General features: G+C 68.2%; 12 protein-coding genes. 6 read left to right on the top strand and 6 right to left on the bottom strand.

All coding sequences use genetic code 11. The annotated features are described in order from the left end of the window. Positions 1-161 precede the first annotated feature (161 nt). From uvrA to AC1Q7Q_RS15160, 3 genes are all read left to right on the top strand, one after another. Positions 162-6,053: an excinuclease ABC subunit UvrA gene (gene uvrA / locus AC1Q7Q_RS15170; RefSeq protein WP_492375777.1), complete on the top strand. Its 5,892-nt coding sequence runs from the start codon at positions 162-164 to the stop codon at positions 6,051-6,053. A gap of 174 nt (positions 6,054-6,227) precedes the next feature. Continuing rightward, positions 6,228-6,563, top strand: a complete 336-nt coding sequence (locus AC1Q7Q_RS15165; protein WP_492375778.1) for a hypothetical protein — start codon at positions 6,228-6,230, stop codon at positions 6,561-6,563. A 111-nt stretch (positions 6,564-6,674) separates the two neighbouring features. Beyond that, positions 6,675-7,868, top strand: coding sequence for a pyridoxal phosphate-dependent aminotransferase (locus AC1Q7Q_RS15160; protein WP_492375779.1), 1,194 nt, complete (start codon positions 6,675-6,677; stop codon positions 7,866-7,868). Between the two features lie 88 nt (positions 7,869-7,956). Here the strand turns inward: AC1Q7Q_RS15160 and AC1Q7Q_RS15155 are convergent, their stop codons facing one another. The 5 genes from AC1Q7Q_RS15155 to AC1Q7Q_RS15135 are packed head-to-tail and all read right to left on the bottom strand — an operon-like array spanning position 7,957 to position 13,394. Further along, complete coding sequence (locus AC1Q7Q_RS15155) at positions 7,957-9,450, bottom strand: efflux transporter outer membrane subunit (protein ID WP_492375780.1); 1,494 nt, start codon at positions 9,448-9,450, stop codon at positions 7,957-7,959. 10 nt (positions 9,451-9,460) lie between these two features. Beyond that, on the bottom strand, positions 9,461-10,639 hold the full coding sequence (locus AC1Q7Q_RS15150; protein ID WP_492375781.1) for an ABC transporter permease: 1,179 nt from the start codon (positions 10,637-10,639) through the stop codon (positions 9,461-9,463). Then, a complete protein-coding gene (locus tag AC1Q7Q_RS15145) occupies positions 10,636-11,649 on the bottom strand; it encodes an ABC transporter ATP-binding protein (RefSeq protein ID WP_492375782.1) in 1,014 nt (337 codons plus the stop codon). The genes AC1Q7Q_RS15150 and AC1Q7Q_RS15145 overlap by 4 nt, the downstream gene beginning before the upstream one ends. Further along, complete coding sequence (locus tag AC1Q7Q_RS15140) at positions 11,646-12,644, bottom strand: HlyD family secretion protein (RefSeq protein ID WP_492375783.1); 999 nt, start codon at positions 12,642-12,644, stop codon at positions 11,646-11,648. Before AC1Q7Q_RS15140 ends, AC1Q7Q_RS15145 begins: the two co-directional genes overlap by 4 nt. 27 nt (positions 12,645-12,671) lie before the next feature. After that, positions 12,672-13,394: a TetR/AcrR family transcriptional regulator gene (locus AC1Q7Q_RS15135; protein ID WP_492375784.1), complete on the bottom strand. Its 723-nt coding sequence runs from the start codon at positions 13,392-13,394 to the stop codon at positions 12,672-12,674. Positions 13,395-13,602: 208 nt separating this feature from the next. Here AC1Q7Q_RS15135 and AC1Q7Q_RS15130 point away from each other — a divergent pair, with 208 nt between their 5' ends. Next, complete coding sequence (locus AC1Q7Q_RS15130; protein ID WP_492375785.1) at positions 13,603-15,012, top strand: carbohydrate porin; 1,410 nt, start codon at positions 13,603-13,605, stop codon at positions 15,010-15,012. A gap of 28 nt (positions 15,013-15,040) precedes the next feature. Here AC1Q7Q_RS15130 and AC1Q7Q_RS15125 read toward each other — a convergent pair whose 3' ends face one another. Continuing rightward, positions 15,041-15,454 carry a MarR family winged helix-turn-helix transcriptional regulator gene (locus tag AC1Q7Q_RS15125; RefSeq protein ID WP_309407351.1) on the bottom strand — a complete coding sequence of 138 codons (414 nt, stop codon included), beginning with the start codon at positions 15,452-15,454 and terminating at the stop codon, positions 15,041-15,043. 159 nt (positions 15,455-15,613) lie between these two features. Between AC1Q7Q_RS15125 and AC1Q7Q_RS15120 the strand changes: the two genes are divergently transcribed. Further along, on the top strand, positions 15,614-16,744 hold the full coding sequence (locus tag AC1Q7Q_RS15120) for a substrate-binding domain-containing protein (RefSeq protein ID WP_492375786.1): 1,131 nt from the start codon (positions 15,614-15,616) through the stop codon (positions 16,742-16,744). Between the two features lie 142 nt (positions 16,745-16,886). Continuing rightward, entirely contained in the window at positions 16,887-18,401 is a 1,515-nt protein-coding gene (locus AC1Q7Q_RS15115) for an amidase (protein WP_492375787.1), read from the top strand. The last annotated feature ends 46 nt before the right edge of the window (positions 18,402-18,447 follow it).

The following is an 18,447-nucleotide window of genomic DNA, read 5'->3' as shown; positions in this document are numbered from 1 at the left end:
GGATAGGATAGCGGCCTGACCGTACCAACACCGCGATTCGCGAAGGCTTTCGCCGCGCTCCCGGGGCCCGTGTGCCCTGCCAGGCCCGTCTTCGCCAATCGCACGCCGCACGCAAGCCACCAGCTAGCCACTCGCAAGCCACGCTTTAAAGGACGCATCCCATGTCATCCGGTGTCATCCGTATCCGCGGAGCCCGTCAGCACAATCTCAAGAATCTCGACCTCGACCTGCACACCGGCGAAATGACCGTGGTGACGGGGCCGTCGGGCTCGGGCAAATCGAGCCTGGTGTTCGATACGCTCTACGCCGAAGGGCAGCGGCGCTATGTCGAAACCTTCAGCGCCTATGCGCGCCAGTTCCTGGACCGCATGGACCGGCCGCAGGTGGACCGGGTGGACGGCGTGCCGCCGGCCATCGCCATCGACCAGACCAACCCGGTGCGCAGCTCGCGCTCCACGGTCGGCACGATGACGGAGCTCAACGATCACCTGAAGCTGCTGTACGCGCGCGCCGCCGAGCTGTTCGACCGCCAGACCGCGCAGCCCGTGCGGCATGACTCGCCGGAAACCATCTACGCGGAGCTGCAAGCACGTGCCGCCCAGGGCGATCCACGCCTGGTCGTCACCTTCCCGGTGGAACTGCCGGAAACCACCACCGATGCCGAGATCGAGCAGTGGCTCTCCGTCAGCGGCTACACGCGAGTGCAGGCGCAGCGCGTGGTGGCCTCGCCCACCGGCCCGCGCAAGGTGCTGGACGTGGTGGCCGACCGCTTCCGTCTCGGCAATACCGAGAAGGTGCGGGCGCTGGAAGCCATCGAGGCATCGCTCAAGCGCGGCAGCGGCCGGGTCAACGTCTATGTGCCCGACACTGCCAATGAGGGCGCGGAGCCACAGGTTTGGCGCTTCTCCACCGGCCTGCACAGCCCGGAAAGCGATATCCGCTATGCCGATCCGCAGCCCGCGCTGTTCTCCTTCAACTCCGCCTACGGCGCCTGCGAGACCTGCCGCGGCTTCGGCCGCGTGATCGGCGTCGACCTCGGCCTGGTGATCCCGGACGAGCGCAAGACGCTGCGCGGCGGCGCCATCAAGCCGATGCAGACGCCGGCCTGGAAGGAGTGCCAGGACGACCTGATGCGCTACGCCGCCAAGGCGGGCATTCCGCGCGACGTGGCCTGGTCGAGCCTCACCCCGGCCGAGCGCGCCTGGGTCATCGACGGCTCGCCGGACTGGAACGGCAAGTGGAATACGCACTGGTATGGCGTCAAGCGCTTTTTCGACTACCTGGAGTCGAAGGCGTACAAGATGCACATCCGCGTGCTGCTATCGAAGTACCGCAGCTATACGCCGTGCGAGACCTGCGACGGCGCGCGGCTGAAGACCGAGGCGCTGTTGTGGCGCCTGGGCAGCAAGCCGGGTGCGGACGCCGTGTGCGCGCCGGAGAAGCGCTTCCTGCCGCGCGGCGTGGACTGGGACCGCACGCAGCTCGAAGCGCTGCCGGGCCTCACCGTGCACGACCTGATGCTGATGCCGATCGAGCGCATCCGCAAGTTCTTCGACGAGCTCACGCTGCCGAGCCTGATGCTCGATGACGCGCTCAAGCTATTGCTGGCCGAAGTGCGCACGCGCCTGAAATACCTGTGCGACGTGGGCCTGGGCTACCTGACGCTGGACCGCCAGAGCCGCACGCTGTCCGGCGGCGAGGTGCAACGGATCAACCTCACCACCGCGCTGGGCACTTCGCTGGTCAAGACGCTGTTCGTACTGGATGAGCCCAGCATCGGCCTGCACCCGCGCGACCTGAACCGCATCGTCGAGGCCATGCATCGCCTGCGTGACGCCGGCAATACGCTGGTGGTGGTGGAGCACGATCCTTCGGTGATGCTCGCGGCAGACCGGCTCATCGACATGGGCCCCGGCCCGGGCGAGCGCGGTGGCAACATCATCTTTGACGGCACGCCTGCCGATATCCGCGGCTCGGGCACGCTCACCGGCGAATATCTTGCCGGCCATCGCCAGGTAACCGATCTTTCCCGCTGGCAACCTCGCGCGGTGGATGCCGCCACGCCGCGCATCGTGCTCGAAGGCGCCTCCGAGCACAACCTGCGTGACGTCACCGTGGAGATCCCGCTGCAGCGCCTGGTATGCGTGACCGGCGTTTCTGGCTCGGGCAAGTCCACCTTGCTGCAGGACGTGCTGTATCCAGCCATGGCGCGCCAGTTCGGCAAGTCCACGGATGCGCCCGGCGCCTTTCGCAGCCTCACCGGCGCGGAACAGGTGGCCGATGTGGTGTTCGTCGACCAGTCGCCCATCGGCAAGACCGCGCGCTCCAACCCGGCCAGTTATGTGGGGGCCTTCGACGAGATCCGCAAGCTGTTCGCCAAGGCGCCGATGGCGCTGCAGCGCAGCTATACCGCGGGCATGTTCAGCTTCAACTCCGGCGACGGGCGCTGCCCCACCTGCGGCGGCTCGGGCTTCGAGCACGTCGAGATGCAGTTCCTCTCCGACGTCTACCTGCGCTGCCCGGATTGCGATGGACGGCGCTACCGCGCGGAAATCCTCGAAGTGAAGATCGAGCGCGCATTGCCGGGCCAGCCGCCGCGCGCGTTCAGCGTGGCCGATGTGCTGGAACTCACCGTGAGCGAGGCCGTGGCGTATTTTGCTGGCGACGCGGCGGTGCTGCGCGTGCTGCAGCCGATCGTCGACGTGGGCCTGGAATATGTGAAGCTGGGCCAGCCGGTGCCGACATTGTCCGGGGGCGAGGCCCAGCGGCTGAAGCTGGCAGGCTACCTGGCCGAGACCGCGCAGGCGAGCAATACGCGCGCCAAGCCGATGCCGTACGAGTGCAAGCTGTTCATGTTCGACGAGCCCACCACCGGGCTGCACTTCGACGACATCGCCAAGCTGATGCGCGCATTCGGCAAGCTGCTCGATGGCGGCCACTCGCTGATCGTGATCGAGCACAACCTCGACGTGGTGCGCGCCGCCGACTGGATCATCGACCTCGGCCCCGAGGGCGGCGACGCCGGCGGTGAAGTGCTGTGCGTGGGCACGCCGGAAGACGTCAAGCGCTGCGCGCACTCGCATACCGGCAAGGCGCTGCTGCAATACGACCGCGCCGTCGGCCATGCCTTCGTCGCGGAGGACGCGGGCGTGCCCTTGCAGGCAGCCTTGCGCGCTGCGCGCGCGCGCCGCGCCATCGAGGGCGAGGACGTGGTGCGCATCGTCAACGCGCACGAGCACAACCTGAAGGCGCTCAACGTCGATATCCCGCACGGCAAATTCAATGTGGTCACCGGTGTGTCGGGCTCGGGCAAATCCACGCTTGCTTTCGACATCCTCTTCCATGAAGGGCAGCGCCGCTATCTCGAATCCCTCAACGCCTATGCGCGCTCCATCGTGCAGCCCGCCGGGCGCCCGGAGGTGGATGCGGTGTACGGCATTCCGCCCACCGTGGCCATCGAGCAGCGCCTGTCGCGCGGCGGCCGCAAGAGCACGGTGGCGACCACTTCCGAGGTCTGGCATTTCCTGCGGCTGATGTATGTGAAGCTGGGCATCCAGCATTGCATCCACGACGGCACGCCAGTCACCTCGCAAAGCCCCGAGTCCATCGTGGCGCAATTGCTGCGCGACTACAAGGGCCAGCATGTGGGCCTGCTGGCGCCGCTGGTGGTCAACCGCAAGGGTGTCTATACCGACCTGGCCAAATGGGCCAAGGCGCGCGGTAACACGCACCTGCGTGTCGACGGCGAATTCCTGCCGGTGGACCCGTGGCCGCGCCTGGACCGTTTCCGCGAGCACACCATCGAACTGCCGGTGGGTGACATCATCGTGTCCGCGGACAACGAAGCCGCATTGCGCGCGCTGCTCGGGCAGGCGCTGGAAGCCGGCAAGGGCGTGATGCACCTGCTGGCGCCGCTCGATGGTCTGCAGCACGCGATGGGCAACGGCGGCACCGCCCGCGTCGGCAGCACCACCGTGTTCTCGACCAAGCGCGCCTGCCCGGTGTGCAGCACCAGCTACCCGGAACTGGACCCGCGCCTGTTCTCCTACAACAGCAAGCACGGCTGGTGCACCAGTTGCGTCGGCACCGGCCTGACCCTCACGCGGGAGCAGCGCGCGGTCTACGACGATACCGTGATGGCCGACGACAACCGCGGGCGCGAGCAGACGCTGCCCTCGGAGCAGCAAGAGCCCGATGACGTCGCCGATACCCCGTGCGCGGATTGCGGCGGCACACGGCTGAACCCGGTGGCGCGCGCGGTCACCTTCGACGCGCACCCCATCGTGGAAGTGGCACAGTGGACGGTGTCCGACACGCACCGCTGGGTGCAGGGCCTGCACCTGGCCGGGCGCGAAGGCGAGATCGCGCGCGATGTGGTGAGCGAGATCCGCAGCCGCCTGCAGTTCCTGGAAGAGGTCGGCCTGGGCTACCTGAGCCTGGACCGCGCCGCGCCCAGCCTGTCCGGCGGCGAGGCGCAGCGCATCCGGCTGGCGGCGCAGCTTGGCAGCAACCTGCAGGGCGTGTGCTACGTGCTTGACGAGCCCACCATCGGCCTGCATCCGCGCGACAACCAGATCCTGCTCGACGCCCTGCGCAAGCTCGGCGAGAAGGGCAACACGCTGGTGGTGGTGGAGCACGACGAGGACACCATCCGCCGCGCCGACCATATCATCGACATCGGTCCTGGCGCCGGCAAGCGCGGCGGCACGCTGGTGGCGCAAGGCGGCGTGGCCGCGCTGTCGGCCAGTGCGGATTCGCTGACCGGGCAGTTCCTCGCCCATCCGATCCTGCATCCGTTGCAGCCACGCCGTGAGGTCAAGCCGGCGGGCAAGAACAATGAGGCCATACCCGAGCGCTGGCTGACCGTGCATCACGCCACGAAGCACAACCTGCGCAACGTGACCGCCAGCATTCCGCTGGCGCGGCTGGTTGCCATCACGGGTGTCAGCGGTTCCGGCAAGTCCACGCTGGCGCGCGATGTGCTGATGGCCAACCTGCTCGACGCGGTGGGCCGCTCGGTGATGTCGTCGCCGGCCACGCGGCGCGCGCGCAAGGCGGCGGGCAGCGAGGCGCCCGCGCGCTCGCAGGCCACGGCGCGCACCGAGCCGCGCCGCAAGCTGGAGGTCACGCACAACTGGCAGGGCTGCGAGTCCATCACCGGGTATGAGAGCATCGACCGCGTGCTGGAGGTCGACCAGACCCCGATCGGCAAGACGCCGCGCTCCTGCCCGGCCACGTATATCGGCGTGTGGGACACCATCCGCAAGCTGTTCGCGCAGACGCTGGAGGCCAAGGCGCGCGGCTATTCCGCCTCGCGCTTTTCCTTCAACACCGGCGACGGGCGCTGCCCGGCCTGCGAGGGGCAGGGCGTGCGCACCATCGGCATGAGCTTCCTGCCGGATGTGAAGGTGCATTGCGATGTCTGCCACGGCCAGCGCTTCAACCCGGAGACGCTGGCGGTCACCTGGCGCGGCAAGAATATCGGCGACGTGCTGACGATGGAGATCGACGAGGCGGTGGAATTCTTCTCCGCCATGTCCAATATCGCGCACCCGCTGCAGCTGATGAAGGACGTGGGCCTGGGCTACCTGACGCTGGGCCAGCCGTCGCCCACGCTGTCCGGCGGCGAGGCGCAGCGCATCAAGCTGGTGACCGAGCTGTCCAAGGTGCGGGACGACATCACCCGCCGTGGGCAGCAGGCGCCGCATACGCTGTACGTGCTGGATGAGCCTACCGTGGGCCTGCACATGGCCGACGTGGCCAAGCTGATCCGCGTGCTGCACCGGCTGGCCGATGGAGGGCACAGCGTGGTGGTGATCGAGCATGATCTCGACGTGATCGCCGAGGCCGACTGGATCCTCGACCTGGGCCCGGAAGGCGGCGTGGCGGGCGGCGGCATTGTCGCCGCGACCGACCCCGAGGGGCTGGTGCGGGTGCGGGCCAGCCACACCGGCGCGGCGCTGGCGCCGGTGCTGGCCCGCGGCAAGTCGGCTGGCAAGGCAATGCCGGAGAGCGGCAACGACGCCGGGCACCGCCTTGCGGCGGCGCAGTAAAGCCAGCGCGGCGGCCTCGCCCCTCCCCGGAGGGCGAGGCTGCAGGCCGTTTTCACCCGGCGGCCCCGGTAGCTGACACAATGACGGATTCAGCAACTGGTGGCCGCCGCCGGTCCAGCCGTGCGCCACAGAGGTGGCGGCCGGGCGGGCCATGCGTAGCCGCCGCATGACAGCGTGATAGCAAAACCCCTTTCCCTTTTCTCCCTCCTCTCCCTACCCGCCATCGTGACGGCGCTATCGCTCGCCCTGGCCAGCACGTCCGCGCTGGCGGCACCCGCTGCCGCATCGGACGCTAGCGGCGCACGCGCGCCTGCCAAGGCGGGCAAGCGCGCGGCCTCGGCGCCGACGCCAACCTCCCGGGCCGTTCAGCAAGCCACCACCGCACCGCAGGTCAACCACGACCAATACGCACTGCGCCCCGAGCGCGACGTGCAGCCGCGCAGCAGCTTTGGCCTGCGGATGAAACCCGGCTGGCCGCAGCAGGACGACTCCGGCGGGCCCGGGCGTTAGCCAGCCAGCTCGGCATGCTGCCGGGCATACCGGCGGCAGTGCCTTTGCGGTACGCTCTGTGGGTTCCGCAGTCCGACCCGCAGTCCGACCCTTACACCGCAAGGAGCTCAGATGTCCACCAGCCCGTCCGGCTTTGCGTGCGCCCCGGCCGCAGCCCGCGCCACCGTCCATCACCTGCGCGCCTCGCGCATCCGCGAGGTGGCCAATGCCGGCATCGGCCTGCCCGACGTACTGCCCTTCTGGTTCGGCGAATCCGACCAGGTCACGCCCGCCTTTATCCGCGACGCCGCCAGCCGGGCACTGGCCGGCGGGGCGACGTTCTACACGCACAACCTGGGCATTGCCCCGCTGCGCAGCGCGCTGGCCGACTACGTCAGCGCGCTGCATGGCGCCACCGCCCTGGACAATGTGGTGGTGACCAGCGCCGGCGTCAACGCGCTGATGCTGGCTGCCCAACTGGTGGCCGGGCCCGGTGACCGCGCGGTTGCCGTCACGCCGCTGTGGCCCAACCTGGTGGAAATCCCCAAGATCCTTGGCGCCGAGGTGGAAACCGTCTCGCTCGATTACGGCGCGCACGGCTGGACCCTGGATCTCGACAAGCTGCTGGCCGCGCTGACGCCTGATACGCGCTTGCTCATGATCAACTCGCCGAACAACCCGACCGGCTGGGTGATGTCGCACGCGGACCAGCAAGCGGTGCTCGCGCACTGCCGGCGCCATGGCATCTGGATCATTGCCGATGAAGTGTACGAACGGTTGTATTACGGCGAAGGCGATGGCGCCATCGCGCCGTCGTTCCTGGATATCGCCAGCCGCGACGAGCGGGTGATCTGCGTCAACTCGTTCTCCAAGGCCTGGCTGATGACCGGCTGGCGGCTGGGCTGGATGGTGCTGCCCGCGGCGCTCACCGACGACCTGGGCAAGCTGGTTGAGTACAACACGTCGTGCGCGCCGTCCTTCGTGCAGGAAGCCGGCATTGTGGCGGTGCGGGAGGGCGAGGCCTTTACCCGTGAACTGGTCGGCAGGCTGCGCGCGGCGCGCGATCACCTGGTGGGTGCGTTGGCTGTGGTGCCGGGCGTGGATGTGCATGCGCCCGAGGGGGCCATGTATGTGTTCTTCCGGCTGGCCGGCGCCAGCGACAGCCTGGCGTTGTGCAAGCAGCTGGTGCGCGAGGCACGGCTCGGGCTGGCGCCGGGAAGCGCGTTCGGGGACGAGGGGGAGGGCTTTGTGCGGTGGTGCTACGCGTGTGATCCGGCGAGGCTGGATGAAGGTGTGCGGCGGTTGCGCGGTTTCCTGGGGCGTTGAGCGCCGCGCCGTTCGCGGTGCGAGCGGGCTGGCGTGCGCCATCTTCATGTCGAGACGGCACCGCTAGCACTAGCATTAGCACTACGCTTCACTGCGCAGCGGCCGCTTCTGCCTGCCACCAGCCGCCCCCTAGCGCCTGCAGCAGCGCCGCGGAATCGGTAAAGCGGCTGGCGGTAGCCTGCGACAGCGAAAGCGCGGCCTGCCGGTACTGCCGCTCGGCATCGAGCACCGCAAGCTGGCTGACGCCGCCGAGACGATACTGGCCGGTCACGATCGACAGCGTATCGGCGGCCTGTTTCGCACTGTCGGCGCGCGCCTGCAAGGTGTTGGCATCGGCCTCCAGCGCGCGCAGCGAATCCGCGACTTCGCGCAGGCCCTGCAGCACCGTTTGCTGGTAGGCCGCGAGCGATTGCGCGTAGGCCGCTTGCGCCGCGCGCTTGCGCGCCACCAGCTCGCCGCCCCGGAACACCGGCTGCACCAGCCCCGCGGCCAGCGACCACACGTTGAGGCTGCCAAACAGATCGCGCGCGGAGAGCGCCTGCGTGCCGGCGCTGCCGGACAGCGTGAGCTGCGGGTAGAGCTGCGCGGTGGCCACGCCGATATTGGCCGACGCCTGGTGCAGCAGCGCCTCGGCCGCGCGGATATCCGGGCGCTGCCTTGCCATGGCGGAGGGCAGGCTCACCGGAAGCGTGGCGGGCAAGGTGAGATCTTCCAGCCGGAACTCGGGCAGCTGGACGCTCGCGGGCGCCTGTCCCAGGTACACGGCAAGCTGATGCCGCGTGGCCGCAAGCTGCTGCACCAGGCCCGGCAGCAAGGCCTGGCTCTGCGCCAGTTCATTGCGCTGGCGCTGCGCGTCCACCTGCGCCACGCCGCCTGCGCGCAAGCGTTGCTCGGTGATGGCGAGCTGGCGCTGCTGCGCCGCCACGATGGCCTCGGTGTTGGCAATCTGCGCGCGCAAGCCGGCCTCGCGGATGGCGGCCGTGGCCACGTTGCCGGCCAGCGTCAGGCGCGCGGCTTCCAGCTCGAAGCGTTGATAGTCCACCGCCGCGCGCAGGCCTTCCAGTTCGCGGCGCTGGCCGCCGAACAGGTCGAGCGAGTAGGAGATTTCCACGCTGGCGCCGTACAGCGTGAACGGCCCGGGACTGGGAAAGGCGGTGATACCAAGCGAGTTGAAGTCGACCTGCTGGCGCGTGGTGTTGAGCTTGGCGTCCACCCGCGGCAGCAGGCGCGCGCCGGTGGTGGCCACCAGTTCCTGGCGCGCCTGTTCAATGCGGGCCTGTGCTTGCGCCAGCGTCGGGCTGGCGTCCAGTGCCGCGCGGATGGCGTGGTCCAGCGCGGGGCTGCGGAACAGCGTCCACCATTGCGCCGGCACGTCGGCGCCGCTCTCCAGCGTTTGTGCCTGGCCGTGCGGTGCGTCGGCGGCGCTGGTGCGCGCTGGCTGTGTGCCCTCGGTATAGGACGGTGCAGCGGGCGCGGCCGGCTCGGTGAAGTCCGGGCCCACCGCGCATGCCGAAAGCATGGCTGCCGCCAGCACGGCGAGGACCGTGCGGGATGTGGATTTACCGTGTGGCGAGGCTTGCATGGCAGGCTCCTCAATCCAGCGTGCGGCGATAGAAGCGCACTGCAATGGTCATGACGACGACCGTGAACAGGGCCATCGGCCACACGTTCGGCCAGAGCTCGGTCCAGCTGTTGCCCTTGAGCAGGATGCCGCGGATCAGGCGGTTGAAGTAGGTCATCGGCAGCACATTGCCAATGGCCTGCGCCCAGCGCGGCATCCCCTGGAAGGGAAACATGAAGCCGGACAGCAGCAGGTTCGGCAGGAAGTAGAAGAACGTCAGCTGCACCGCCTGCAGCTGGTTTTGCGCAAGCGACGACAGTGTGATGCCCACGGTCAGGTTGGCGGCGATAAACAGCAGCGCCGCCAGGTAGACCGCGACCACCGAGCCGACAAAGGGCACGCCGAAGACCCAGCGCGCGGCCAGCAGGATGATGGTGGACTGGATCAGGCCGATGAAGATGTAAGGGACGATCTTGCCGCTGATCACCTCCAGCGGCCTGACCGGCGTGGAAAGCAGGTTTTCCATGGTGCCGCGCTCGCGTTCGCGCGTCATCGCCAGGCCCGTCATCATGACCATGGTCATGGTCAGGATCACGCCCATCAATCCGGGAATGATGTTGTACTGCGTGAGTCCCTCCGGGTTATAGAGGCGCTGCACCTGCACGTCGAACGGCGGCTTGCCGCCCGCCAGGTGCGCCAGCGCGCCCTGCAGGTCCTTGTCCGCGACCGAGAACGGCAGCTGCGACAGCGCGGCGATGGCCGAGCCGGTGGCGGAAGGGTCGGTGGCATCGGCCTCCACCAGCAGCGCCGGGCGTTCGCCACGCAGCAGCCGGCTGGTGAAGTCGGGCGGGATGCTGAGCACGAACTGCACCTCGCCCTTCATCAGCGCCTCGCGCCCGGCGGCTTCGTCGGGCAGGGTGCCGACCACGTTGAAGTAGGTGGTTGCCTGCATGCCGGCCACGAAGGAGCGGGTGAACTCGCTCTGGTCTGCGGCGATGACCGCGGTGGTGAGGTGGCGTGGATCGGTGTTGATGGCGAAGCCGAACAGCATCAGCTGCACGATGGGCAGGCCGACGATCATGCCGAAGGTGACGCGGTCCCGGCGCAGCTGCAGGAACTCCTTGATCACGATGCTCCACCAGCGCTGCAGGGAGAGCGGGAAGCGTGCGCCGTTGGTGGCCTTGGCCGGTTCGCCTGCGTCGCGCGTCATGCCCGGGCCCCCTTGCCGTCCTGCCTGGTTTTTTGCTTTTGCTTGCCCGCGCGCATATTGTCCTCAGCGCCGCTCATCATGTGGATGAAGACGTCTTCCAGGCTGGTCTCGATCGGCTCGATCCGGTGCTGCGGGCCGGCAACGCGGCGCAGCGTGGCTTCCAGCGCGGGCGCGTCGTGCCCGGTGACGTGCAGGGCGCTGCCGAACACCACGGTCTGTTCCACGCCCGGCGCGCCCTTGAGCTGATCCGACAGCGCGGAGAGCTGCTCGCCCTGCACGCTCCAGGTGACGAGCTTCTGGCTGGCTACCACTTCGCTGGCCGTGCCCTGCGCCAGCAGCTTGCCGTAGGCGATATAGGCGAGCTTGTGGCAACGCTCGGCTTCATCCATGTAGTGCGTGCTGACGAGCACCGAGATGCCGCGCGCCGCTAGCTGGTGCAGTTGCTCCCAGAAATCGCGGCGCGCCTTCGGGTCGACCCCGGCGGTGGGCTCGTCCAGCAGCAACAGTTCCGGTTCATGCAGCAGGCAGGCGGTCAGCGCCAGGCGCTGCTTCCAGCCGCCCGAGAGCGCGCCGGCCAGTTGCTGCGCGCGGCTGGCCAGGCCGAGGTGCTCGAGCGCCCGGTCCACCACCTCGCGCCGGCGCGGCATGCCGTACACGCGCGCCACGAAATCCAGGTTCTCGCGGATGGAGAGATCGTCCCAGTAGGAGAACTTCTGTGTCATGTATCCCACGCGCCGCTTGATCTCGGCGGTCTCGCGCAGGATGTCGTAGCCCAGGCAGGTGCCGGTGCCGGAGTCCGGCGTCAGCAGCCCGCACATCATGCGGATGGACGTGGTTTTGCCGCTGCCGTTCGGGCCGAGGAAGCCGAAGATCTCGCCGCGCGCGACTTGCATCGTCAGGTTGTTGACGACGTGCTTGTCACCGTAGTGCTTGTTGATGCCGTGCACGTCGATGGCCAGGGCGCTGGCTTTGCCGGGCCCGCCGTCCAGGGGAGCAACGGTCGCGTTCATGGCCTTGCCACCTCGACCGGCTGGCCCGGATGGAGCTTGGGCGCGTCGGCCGGTGCGGGCCGCGCTTCCACCAGGAACACCAGCTTGTTGCGCGTTTCATTGCTGTAGATCACCGGCGGCGTGTACTCGGCCTGGCTGGAGATGTAGGTGACCGTGGCCGCAATGGGCGCGGCGCAGCCATCGCAGCGCACGCGCACGGCCTGGCCGTTCTTGAACGCGCCGAGCACGGCCTGCGGCACGTAGAAACGCACCTTGACGTTGCCCGGCGGCAGCAGCCGCACCACCGGGCTGCCGGCCGGCACCCAGTCGCCAAGGCGGAAGGGCGTGTCGTAGACCAGGCCGGCCTGCGTGGCGCCCACGGTCTTGCGCGACAGCTTCCACTCGGCCTGCGCCAGCGCGGCGCGCGCGGCGGCCACCTGGGCTTGCTGGGCCGCCTGCTGCGCGGTGCGTCCCGGCAGCCGGGCCACGTCGATATCGCGCTGCAGCTCGCGCACGCGGGCGGCGTCGGAGGCGGCGGTGGCGCGGCTCTCTTCCAGCTGCGCCAGCGCGATCCCGCCGATGGCGTACTGGGCTTCGTCGCGCTTGCGTTGCGCGGCGCTGCGCACCGAGGCGGCTTGCGCCTGCGCCAGCTGGGCTCGGCTCACGTCGACTTCCGGCACGCGCTTGCCGGTCTGCAGGTCGGCGAGTTGGGACTCGGCCACGCGCACTTGTTCTGCCGCTTGCTGCCGGGCCGCGCGCTCGTCGTCGGCCTCCAGCGCGAACAGCGGCGCGCCACTTGCCACCTGCTGCCCGCGCTGGACGGAGATCTGGTCCAGCCGGCCGGCAAAGGGGGAGGCCACGCTGACGAATTCGCCCTCCACATAACCTTGCCAGGAGGGTGGCGCAGGCTCGCCACAGGCAGATAGCAGCGCCGCGCCGATCAGGGCGGCCGATGGCCAGCCCGCACGCAGGTTCGCGACGAGGCGGGAGGAATGAGGCTGAGCGTGGCGAGGCATGCGGGCTCCGTGGCGGGCAGGCTGGGTTCAGGCGGACGGCGGCGCGGCCGGCCCGGGATGCGGTATCGGCGCGATCGGCGCGATCGGCGGTACGCCCAAGCCGTGCGCCAGCAGCGCGCTCACGTGACGCACCAGCGCCTCGCTGTCGATGGCGCCGGCGCCGGGCAGGCGGCGCCAGATATGGGTAGTGGCCAGCGGCAGCAGCGTCAGGCCGATCAGCGACACCATCAGCAGCGCCGGCTCCAGGCTGGCGTTGATCTCGCCGCGCGCGCGCGCCGCGGCCAGCGGGCCGATCACCAGGCCAGCGCGCTGCAGCGCGATCTTCTGCAGCACGCGCTGATGCAGCTGGCCGTCCGCGCCGACGATCTCGCGGATCCACAGCCCGGGAAACCATGGCGTGGCGGCGGCGGTGCGGATCAGCCGCCCGGCAATGCCCACCAGCATGGCTGCCGCGTCCGCGCTGTCGGCGGCGGCCGGCGCGAACACCTGTTCCACCAGCGGCTGCAGGCGCTCGTCGACCACCGCGTCAAGCAACTGGTCGCGATCGCGGAAGTAGTAGTGCACGAGCGCCGGGGTGACGCCAGCATGGATGGCGATGGTCTTGATCGGCGTGGCGGCAACGCCGCGCTGGGCGAACAGCTCGGTGGCGGCGTCCAGCAATTGCTCGCGCTGGCCCGCGCTACCCCCATGCCCGGCGGCAGGCCGGCCCGGACGGCGGCTTGGGGGCGGGGTGGCAGTAGCAGGCGGCATGGCGGCTCCTGAATCTGCAGATAATATTAATTTGTGAATTAATTAATTCAAGGCCGATTACAACGTGATGTTTAAGCAACTTGTCTTCTCATTATGTTGCGCCGCAGCAATGCAAGGTAGACATGTCATAAACGCTTGGCTATGCTTCGTCCGCCCATCAGCCGGGCTTGCCCCTGAATTTGCCTGCGGCTGTTCCCCGGATTTTTTCATGCTGCTTTGTCGCTTCCACGCCGCCCCAGCGCGGCTACGCCTGTTTTTTGCCACTCGCCTGGCGGGTGTGGCCTTGTCGCTGGCCGGCCTTGCCGGCATGGCGGCCATGCCCGCCCTGGCGCAGGGAAAAGCCGGGACAAGCAGCGACGCGCCCGCGCAGGCCGATGCCCCCGAGGACTACGCCTTCCATGGCCAGACCACCTATATCTGGCAGCGCAAGCCGTCCTTTGGCGCGGCCTACTCCGGCGCCAACAGCCTGACGGCGGACCGCGCCAAGAGCTACTCGTTCAGCACCACGCTCGATCTTGGCTTGCGCCTGTGGCGCGGCGCGGAGTTCCACTTCAATCCGGAGGTGACGCAGGGCGTGCCGTTTTCCGAGCTGCACGGCCTGGGCGGGCTGAGCAACGGCGAGCTGGCCAAGGTATCGAGCACCAATCCGGTGTTCTACCGGGCGCGCGCGTTTGTCCGCCAGACCTGGGGGCTGGGCGGCGGCAGCGAACAGCTGGACGCCGATTTCAACCAGCTGGCCGGCAGCGTCGACAAGCGCCGCGTGGTGCTGACCGCCGGCAACTTCGGCGTGCTCGATGTGTTCGACCAGAACGAGTACGGCTCCGACCCGCGCACCCAGTTCATGAACTGGTCGTTCATGGCGCACGGCTCCTTCGATTACCCGGCCGATGCGCGCGGCTACAACTGGGGCGTGGCGCTTGAGTACATCGGCGACATGTGGTCGGTGCGGCTTGGCCGCTTCCTGCAGCCGCTGGAGTCCAACGGGCTGGAACTCGATACGCGGATGTTCCAGCACTATGGCGACATCCTCGAGTTCGAGAAGCGCTACAACCTGGCCGGCCAGCCCGGCGTGGCGCGCCTGCTGCTCTGGCGCAACAAGGCGCGCATGGGCGCGTTCAGCGATGCCGTGCAACTCGGCGCCGCCACTGGCGCCGCGCCGGACGTGGCCAATGTGCGCGAGGAGCACGCCAAGATCGGCGCGGGATTGTCGCTGATGCAGCGGGTCAACGAATCGCTCGGTGTGTTCGCGCGCGCCAATATGTCGGACGACAAGACCGAGACCTACGCCTTTACGGAAATCGGCCGCCAGGTCGCCGCCGGCGGCGTGCTCAACGGCAATGCGTGGGGCCGGCCGCGCGATGTGGTTGGGTTGGCGATGTCGGTGAATATGCTGGGGTCGCGGCACCAGGCTTACCTGGCTGCCGGCGGGCAGGGCGCCTTTCTTGGCGATGGCGCGTTGCGCTATGGTCCTGAGCAGGTCGTTGAGCTGTTCTATAGCTTCCAGCCGGTCAAGTACCTGAGCATCAGCCCGGACTTCCAGTACATCCGCAATCCTGGCTACAACCGCGACCGCGGCCCGGCGATGTTCTACGGCGTGCGCCTGCACGCGGAGTTCTGAGTCCCGGGGGCGGCGGCTTGCCGGTGGCTCAGTCGCCCAGCGCGCTCAACAATGCCCTGAGCTGTTTCGCCTTGGCGGGCCCAAGGCTGCGCACGATGCCGTCCTCATGCTGCTGCACCAGCCGATTGAGCCGCTTGGACAGAGCCAGTCCATCGTCGGTGGCGTAAAGCAGCACGCGGCGGTTGTCGTGCAGGTCGGGGCTGCGCATGGCTAGGCCATGGCCGATCATGCGGTCAACCAGCTTGGTCAGGGTGGGCGGATGCATCGCCAGCGCCTGGGCCACCTCGCCCATGGCGTGCCCTTGCTCGTCCGCCAGCACCCGCAGTACTTTCCAATGTTCGACCTGTACGCCTTCCGCCGCCAGCGCCTGTTCCAGCCGGGCGTGGACGGCGAGGTGGGCGCGTGACAGGAGTTGGGCTAGGTAGCTGTCGAAATCGCTCATGAGCAGGCCTGCGTGAAACACTGCGTTAGTATACGGGAAAAATACGGGAAAACTTTCCCAGGAAAGTTTTCTGGCCTTGTCCTCGCTTGCTATTCGTGCGGATCGAGGCGCGCTGACAAGACGCGGCGTTGCCGCCCCGCCCGGCAAGGAGACGAAGCCATGCAATGGAAGCCACTGCAGCCCAGTTGTGCCCCGGCGCCGGACGACCCGGCTTTGACCTGCCTGGTCGATGCGCCGCCGGCCGGCTACGGCGCGCGCCGCGCCGATTGCCTGAACGTCGGCCTGCTAGTCCCGGTGCGGGGCGCCGCAGGGATCTGGGGCCCGTCGGCACGCGCCTGCGCGCAGCTCGCGGCGGAAGAACTGAACCGGCAGGGTGGCATACGCGGGCGGGAGCTTCGCCTCCACGTGTTCAACGCCGTCGACGAGTGCCGCGATATCCCCGACTTGCTCGGCGGCCTGGTGCGCGAGGGCGAAATCGACGCTGTGGTCGGCATGCATACCAGCGCGGTGCGCTCGCGCGTGCGCGCCGCCACGGGGGGACGGATTCCGTTTGTCTATACGCCGCTCTATGAAGGTGGCGAATGCGCGCCCGGTGTCTACGCGATCGGCGAAACACCGGATCAGCAACTCTTGCCCGCGCTGGCGGCGATGTATCGCCAGTACCGCGCGCGCCGCTGGGTGTTCGTCGGCAATGACTGCGTCTGGCCGCGTGCCTCGCACGGGCTGGCCAGCGGCGCACTAAGGGCGCTGGGCGGGGAAGTGCTGGCCGATCGTTATGTGGAACACGGTTGCGCGTCCTATCGCAAGGTCCTGCAGGAGATCGAGATGCTGCGGCCCGATGCGGTCCTGCTTTCGCTGATCGGGCAAGATGCCGTGCGTTTTAACCGCGAGTTCGGCGCATCGGGCCTGCAGCGGCGTGTGCGCCGGCTGTCGTGCGCCATCGAGGAAAACGGCTTGCTTGCCATCGGGGCCGCCAATACCGAGGGGCTGTTCGCGGCCGCCGGCTATTTCGCCGCCCTGCCCAACGAGGCCAACATGGCCTTCAAGGAACGCTATCACGGCCGCTTTGGTGAACGGGCACCGGTGCTGAATGCGCTGGGGCAGTCCGTCTACGATGGCGTGCACTTCCTGGCGGCGCTGGCCGCTGCGCCGCAGCGTGCGCGGCGCACAGCGCCGCTGGTTTTCCGCAGCGTGCGCGGACTGTCGTGGCGCGGCAATGCACGGGTGCAGCAACCGGTCTTCCTTGCCGAGGCCAACGGCCACTTTTTCAACGTCGTCAGGCAACTCTGAGTCCACGGCTGTGTCGCCATGGTTTTCCCTAGCCGCTAAATATTTTCCTTGGAAATTATTTCTTTGGAAAATAATATGACGACTGCCCCAGGATAACGGGCCATTCTTCTCATGCCTTTCCCACCTTGCACAGGAGTACGCCATGACCGTGAAGCGCCCCACCCAGGCCCAGATGCACGAGCTGATCGCCAGCCTGCACATGACGATGAGCGAGGCCGAATGCGCCGAGTACCTCGCCTTGATGGAAGGCAGCATCCAGGCCTACGACCGCGTCGACGAACTGCCTGACTTCCTGCCCGAGCCGAAGTACCCGCGCAACGCGGGCCACCAGCCGCCGCCCCAGGAAAACCGCCTCAATGCCTGGTACGTCAAGACCGAAGTGAAGGGGGCCGCCGGCGGCGCGCTGGCAGGGCGCTCGGTCGTGCTCAAGGACAATATCTGCCTGGCCGGGGTGCCGATGATGAACGGCGCATCGACGCTGCAAGGCTACGTCCCCGATCTCGACGCCACGGTGGTGACGCGCATCCTCGACGCCGGCGGCACCATCGTCGGCAAGGCGCATTGCGAGTGCTTCTGTCTGTCCGGCGGCAGCCATACCAACGCCACCGGCCCCGTGCACAACCCCTATCGGATGGGCTATATCGCGGGTGGGTCGTCCTCCGGTTGCGGCGCACTGGTCGGGGCGGGCGAGGTGGACATGGCGATCGGCGGCGACCAGGGCGGCTCGATCCGCATTCCCGCCGCGTTTTCCGGCTGCTATGGCATGAAGCCCACGCATGGGCTGGTTCCCTATACCGGCATCATGCCGATCGAATCCACCATCGACCACACCGGCCCGATGACCCGCACCGTGGCTGACAACGCCTTGCTGCTGGAGGTGATCGCCGGGCCCGATGGCTTGGACCCACGCCAGTACGCGCCGAGGGTCGAGCGCTATACCGAGGCGCTCGGCAGGGGCGTGGCGGGCTTGCGCATCGGCGTGGTGCGCGAAGGATTCGGCCTGGCCAACAGCGAGGCCGATGTCGATGCCAAGGTACGCGAGGGCGCCCAGCGCCTGGCGCGGCTTGGCGCGGTGGTGGAGGAAGTCGGCATTCCCATGCATCTGGACGGCGCCGCCATCTGGACGCCCATCGCGCTGGAAGGCTTGCAGGCGCAGATGATGCATGGCAACGGCATGGGCTTCAACTGGAAGGGCCTTTACACCACGAGCCTGCTGGAGCGCCATGCGGGCTGGCGCGAGCAGGCGGACCAGCTTTCGCCCTCGCTCAAGTTGTCGATGTTTGTCGGCGAGTTCTTCATGCAGCAGTATGGCGGGCGTTTCTATGCCAAGGCGCAGAACCTCGCGCGTCAGCTGCGCCAGGCTTATGACGACACCTTGCAGCGCTATGACTTGCTGCTGATGCCGACCTTGCCTTTGAAGGCGCAGCCGATTCCCGCGCCCGGTGCGCCGCTGGCCGAAGTGATCCAGCGCGCCTTCGAGATGGTGGCCAATACGGCGCCGTTTGACGCCACCGGTCATCCGGCCATGAGCGTGCCCTGCGGGCTGGGCAACGGGCTGCCGATCGGCTTGATGCTGGTGGGCAAGCATTGGGATGAGGCGACCATCTACCGTGCCGCGCATGCCTTCGAGCAATCGGGAGACTGGCACAAGTTCTGATGCGTAAAAAAGCCCGGCGCACGCGCCGGGCCTTCTCTCTTCTCTG

The organism is Cupriavidus sp. GW823-FHT07A04, assembly GCF_058794615.1.
This window is presented reverse-complemented; position numbering and strand designations above follow the sequence as displayed.

Coding starts and splice junctions, on each gene's coding strand:
- AC1Q7Q_RS15160 (WP_492375779.1), top strand. CDS start 6,675: ATGTCCACCAGCCCGTCCGGCTTTGCGTGCGCCCCGGCCGCAGCCCGC.
- AC1Q7Q_RS15140 (WP_492375783.1), bottom strand. CDS start 12,644: ATGCCTCGCCACGCTCAGCCTCATTCCTCCCGCCTCGTCGCGAACCTG.
- AC1Q7Q_RS15135 (WP_492375784.1), bottom strand. CDS start 13,394: ATGCCGCCTGCTACTGCCACCCCGCCCCCAAGCCGCCGTCCGGGCCGG.
- uvrA (WP_492375777.1), top strand. CDS start 162: ATGTCATCCGGTGTCATCCGTATCCGCGGAGCCCGTCAGCACAATCTC.
- AC1Q7Q_RS15145 (WP_492375782.1), bottom strand. CDS start 11,649: ATGAACGCGACCGTTGCTCCCCTGGACGGCGGGCCCGGCAAAGCCAGC.
- AC1Q7Q_RS15155 (WP_492375780.1), bottom strand. CDS start 9,450: ATGCAAGCCTCGCCACACGGTAAATCCACATCCCGCACGGTCCTCGCC.
- AC1Q7Q_RS15130 (WP_492375785.1), top strand. CDS start 13,603: ATGCTGCTTTGTCGCTTCCACGCCGCCCCAGCGCGGCTACGCCTGTTT.
- AC1Q7Q_RS15125 (WP_309407351.1), bottom strand. CDS start 15,454: ATGAGCGATTTCGACAGCTACCTAGCCCAACTCCTGTCACGCGCCCAC.
- AC1Q7Q_RS15115 (WP_492375787.1), top strand. CDS start 16,887: ATGACCGTGAAGCGCCCCACCCAGGCCCAGATGCACGAGCTGATCGCC.
- AC1Q7Q_RS15150 (WP_492375781.1), bottom strand. CDS start 10,639: ATGACGCGCGACGCAGGCGAACCGGCCAAGGCCACCAACGGCGCACGC.
- AC1Q7Q_RS15120 (WP_492375786.1), top strand. CDS start 15,614: ATGCAATGGAAGCCACTGCAGCCCAGTTGTGCCCCGGCGCCGGACGAC.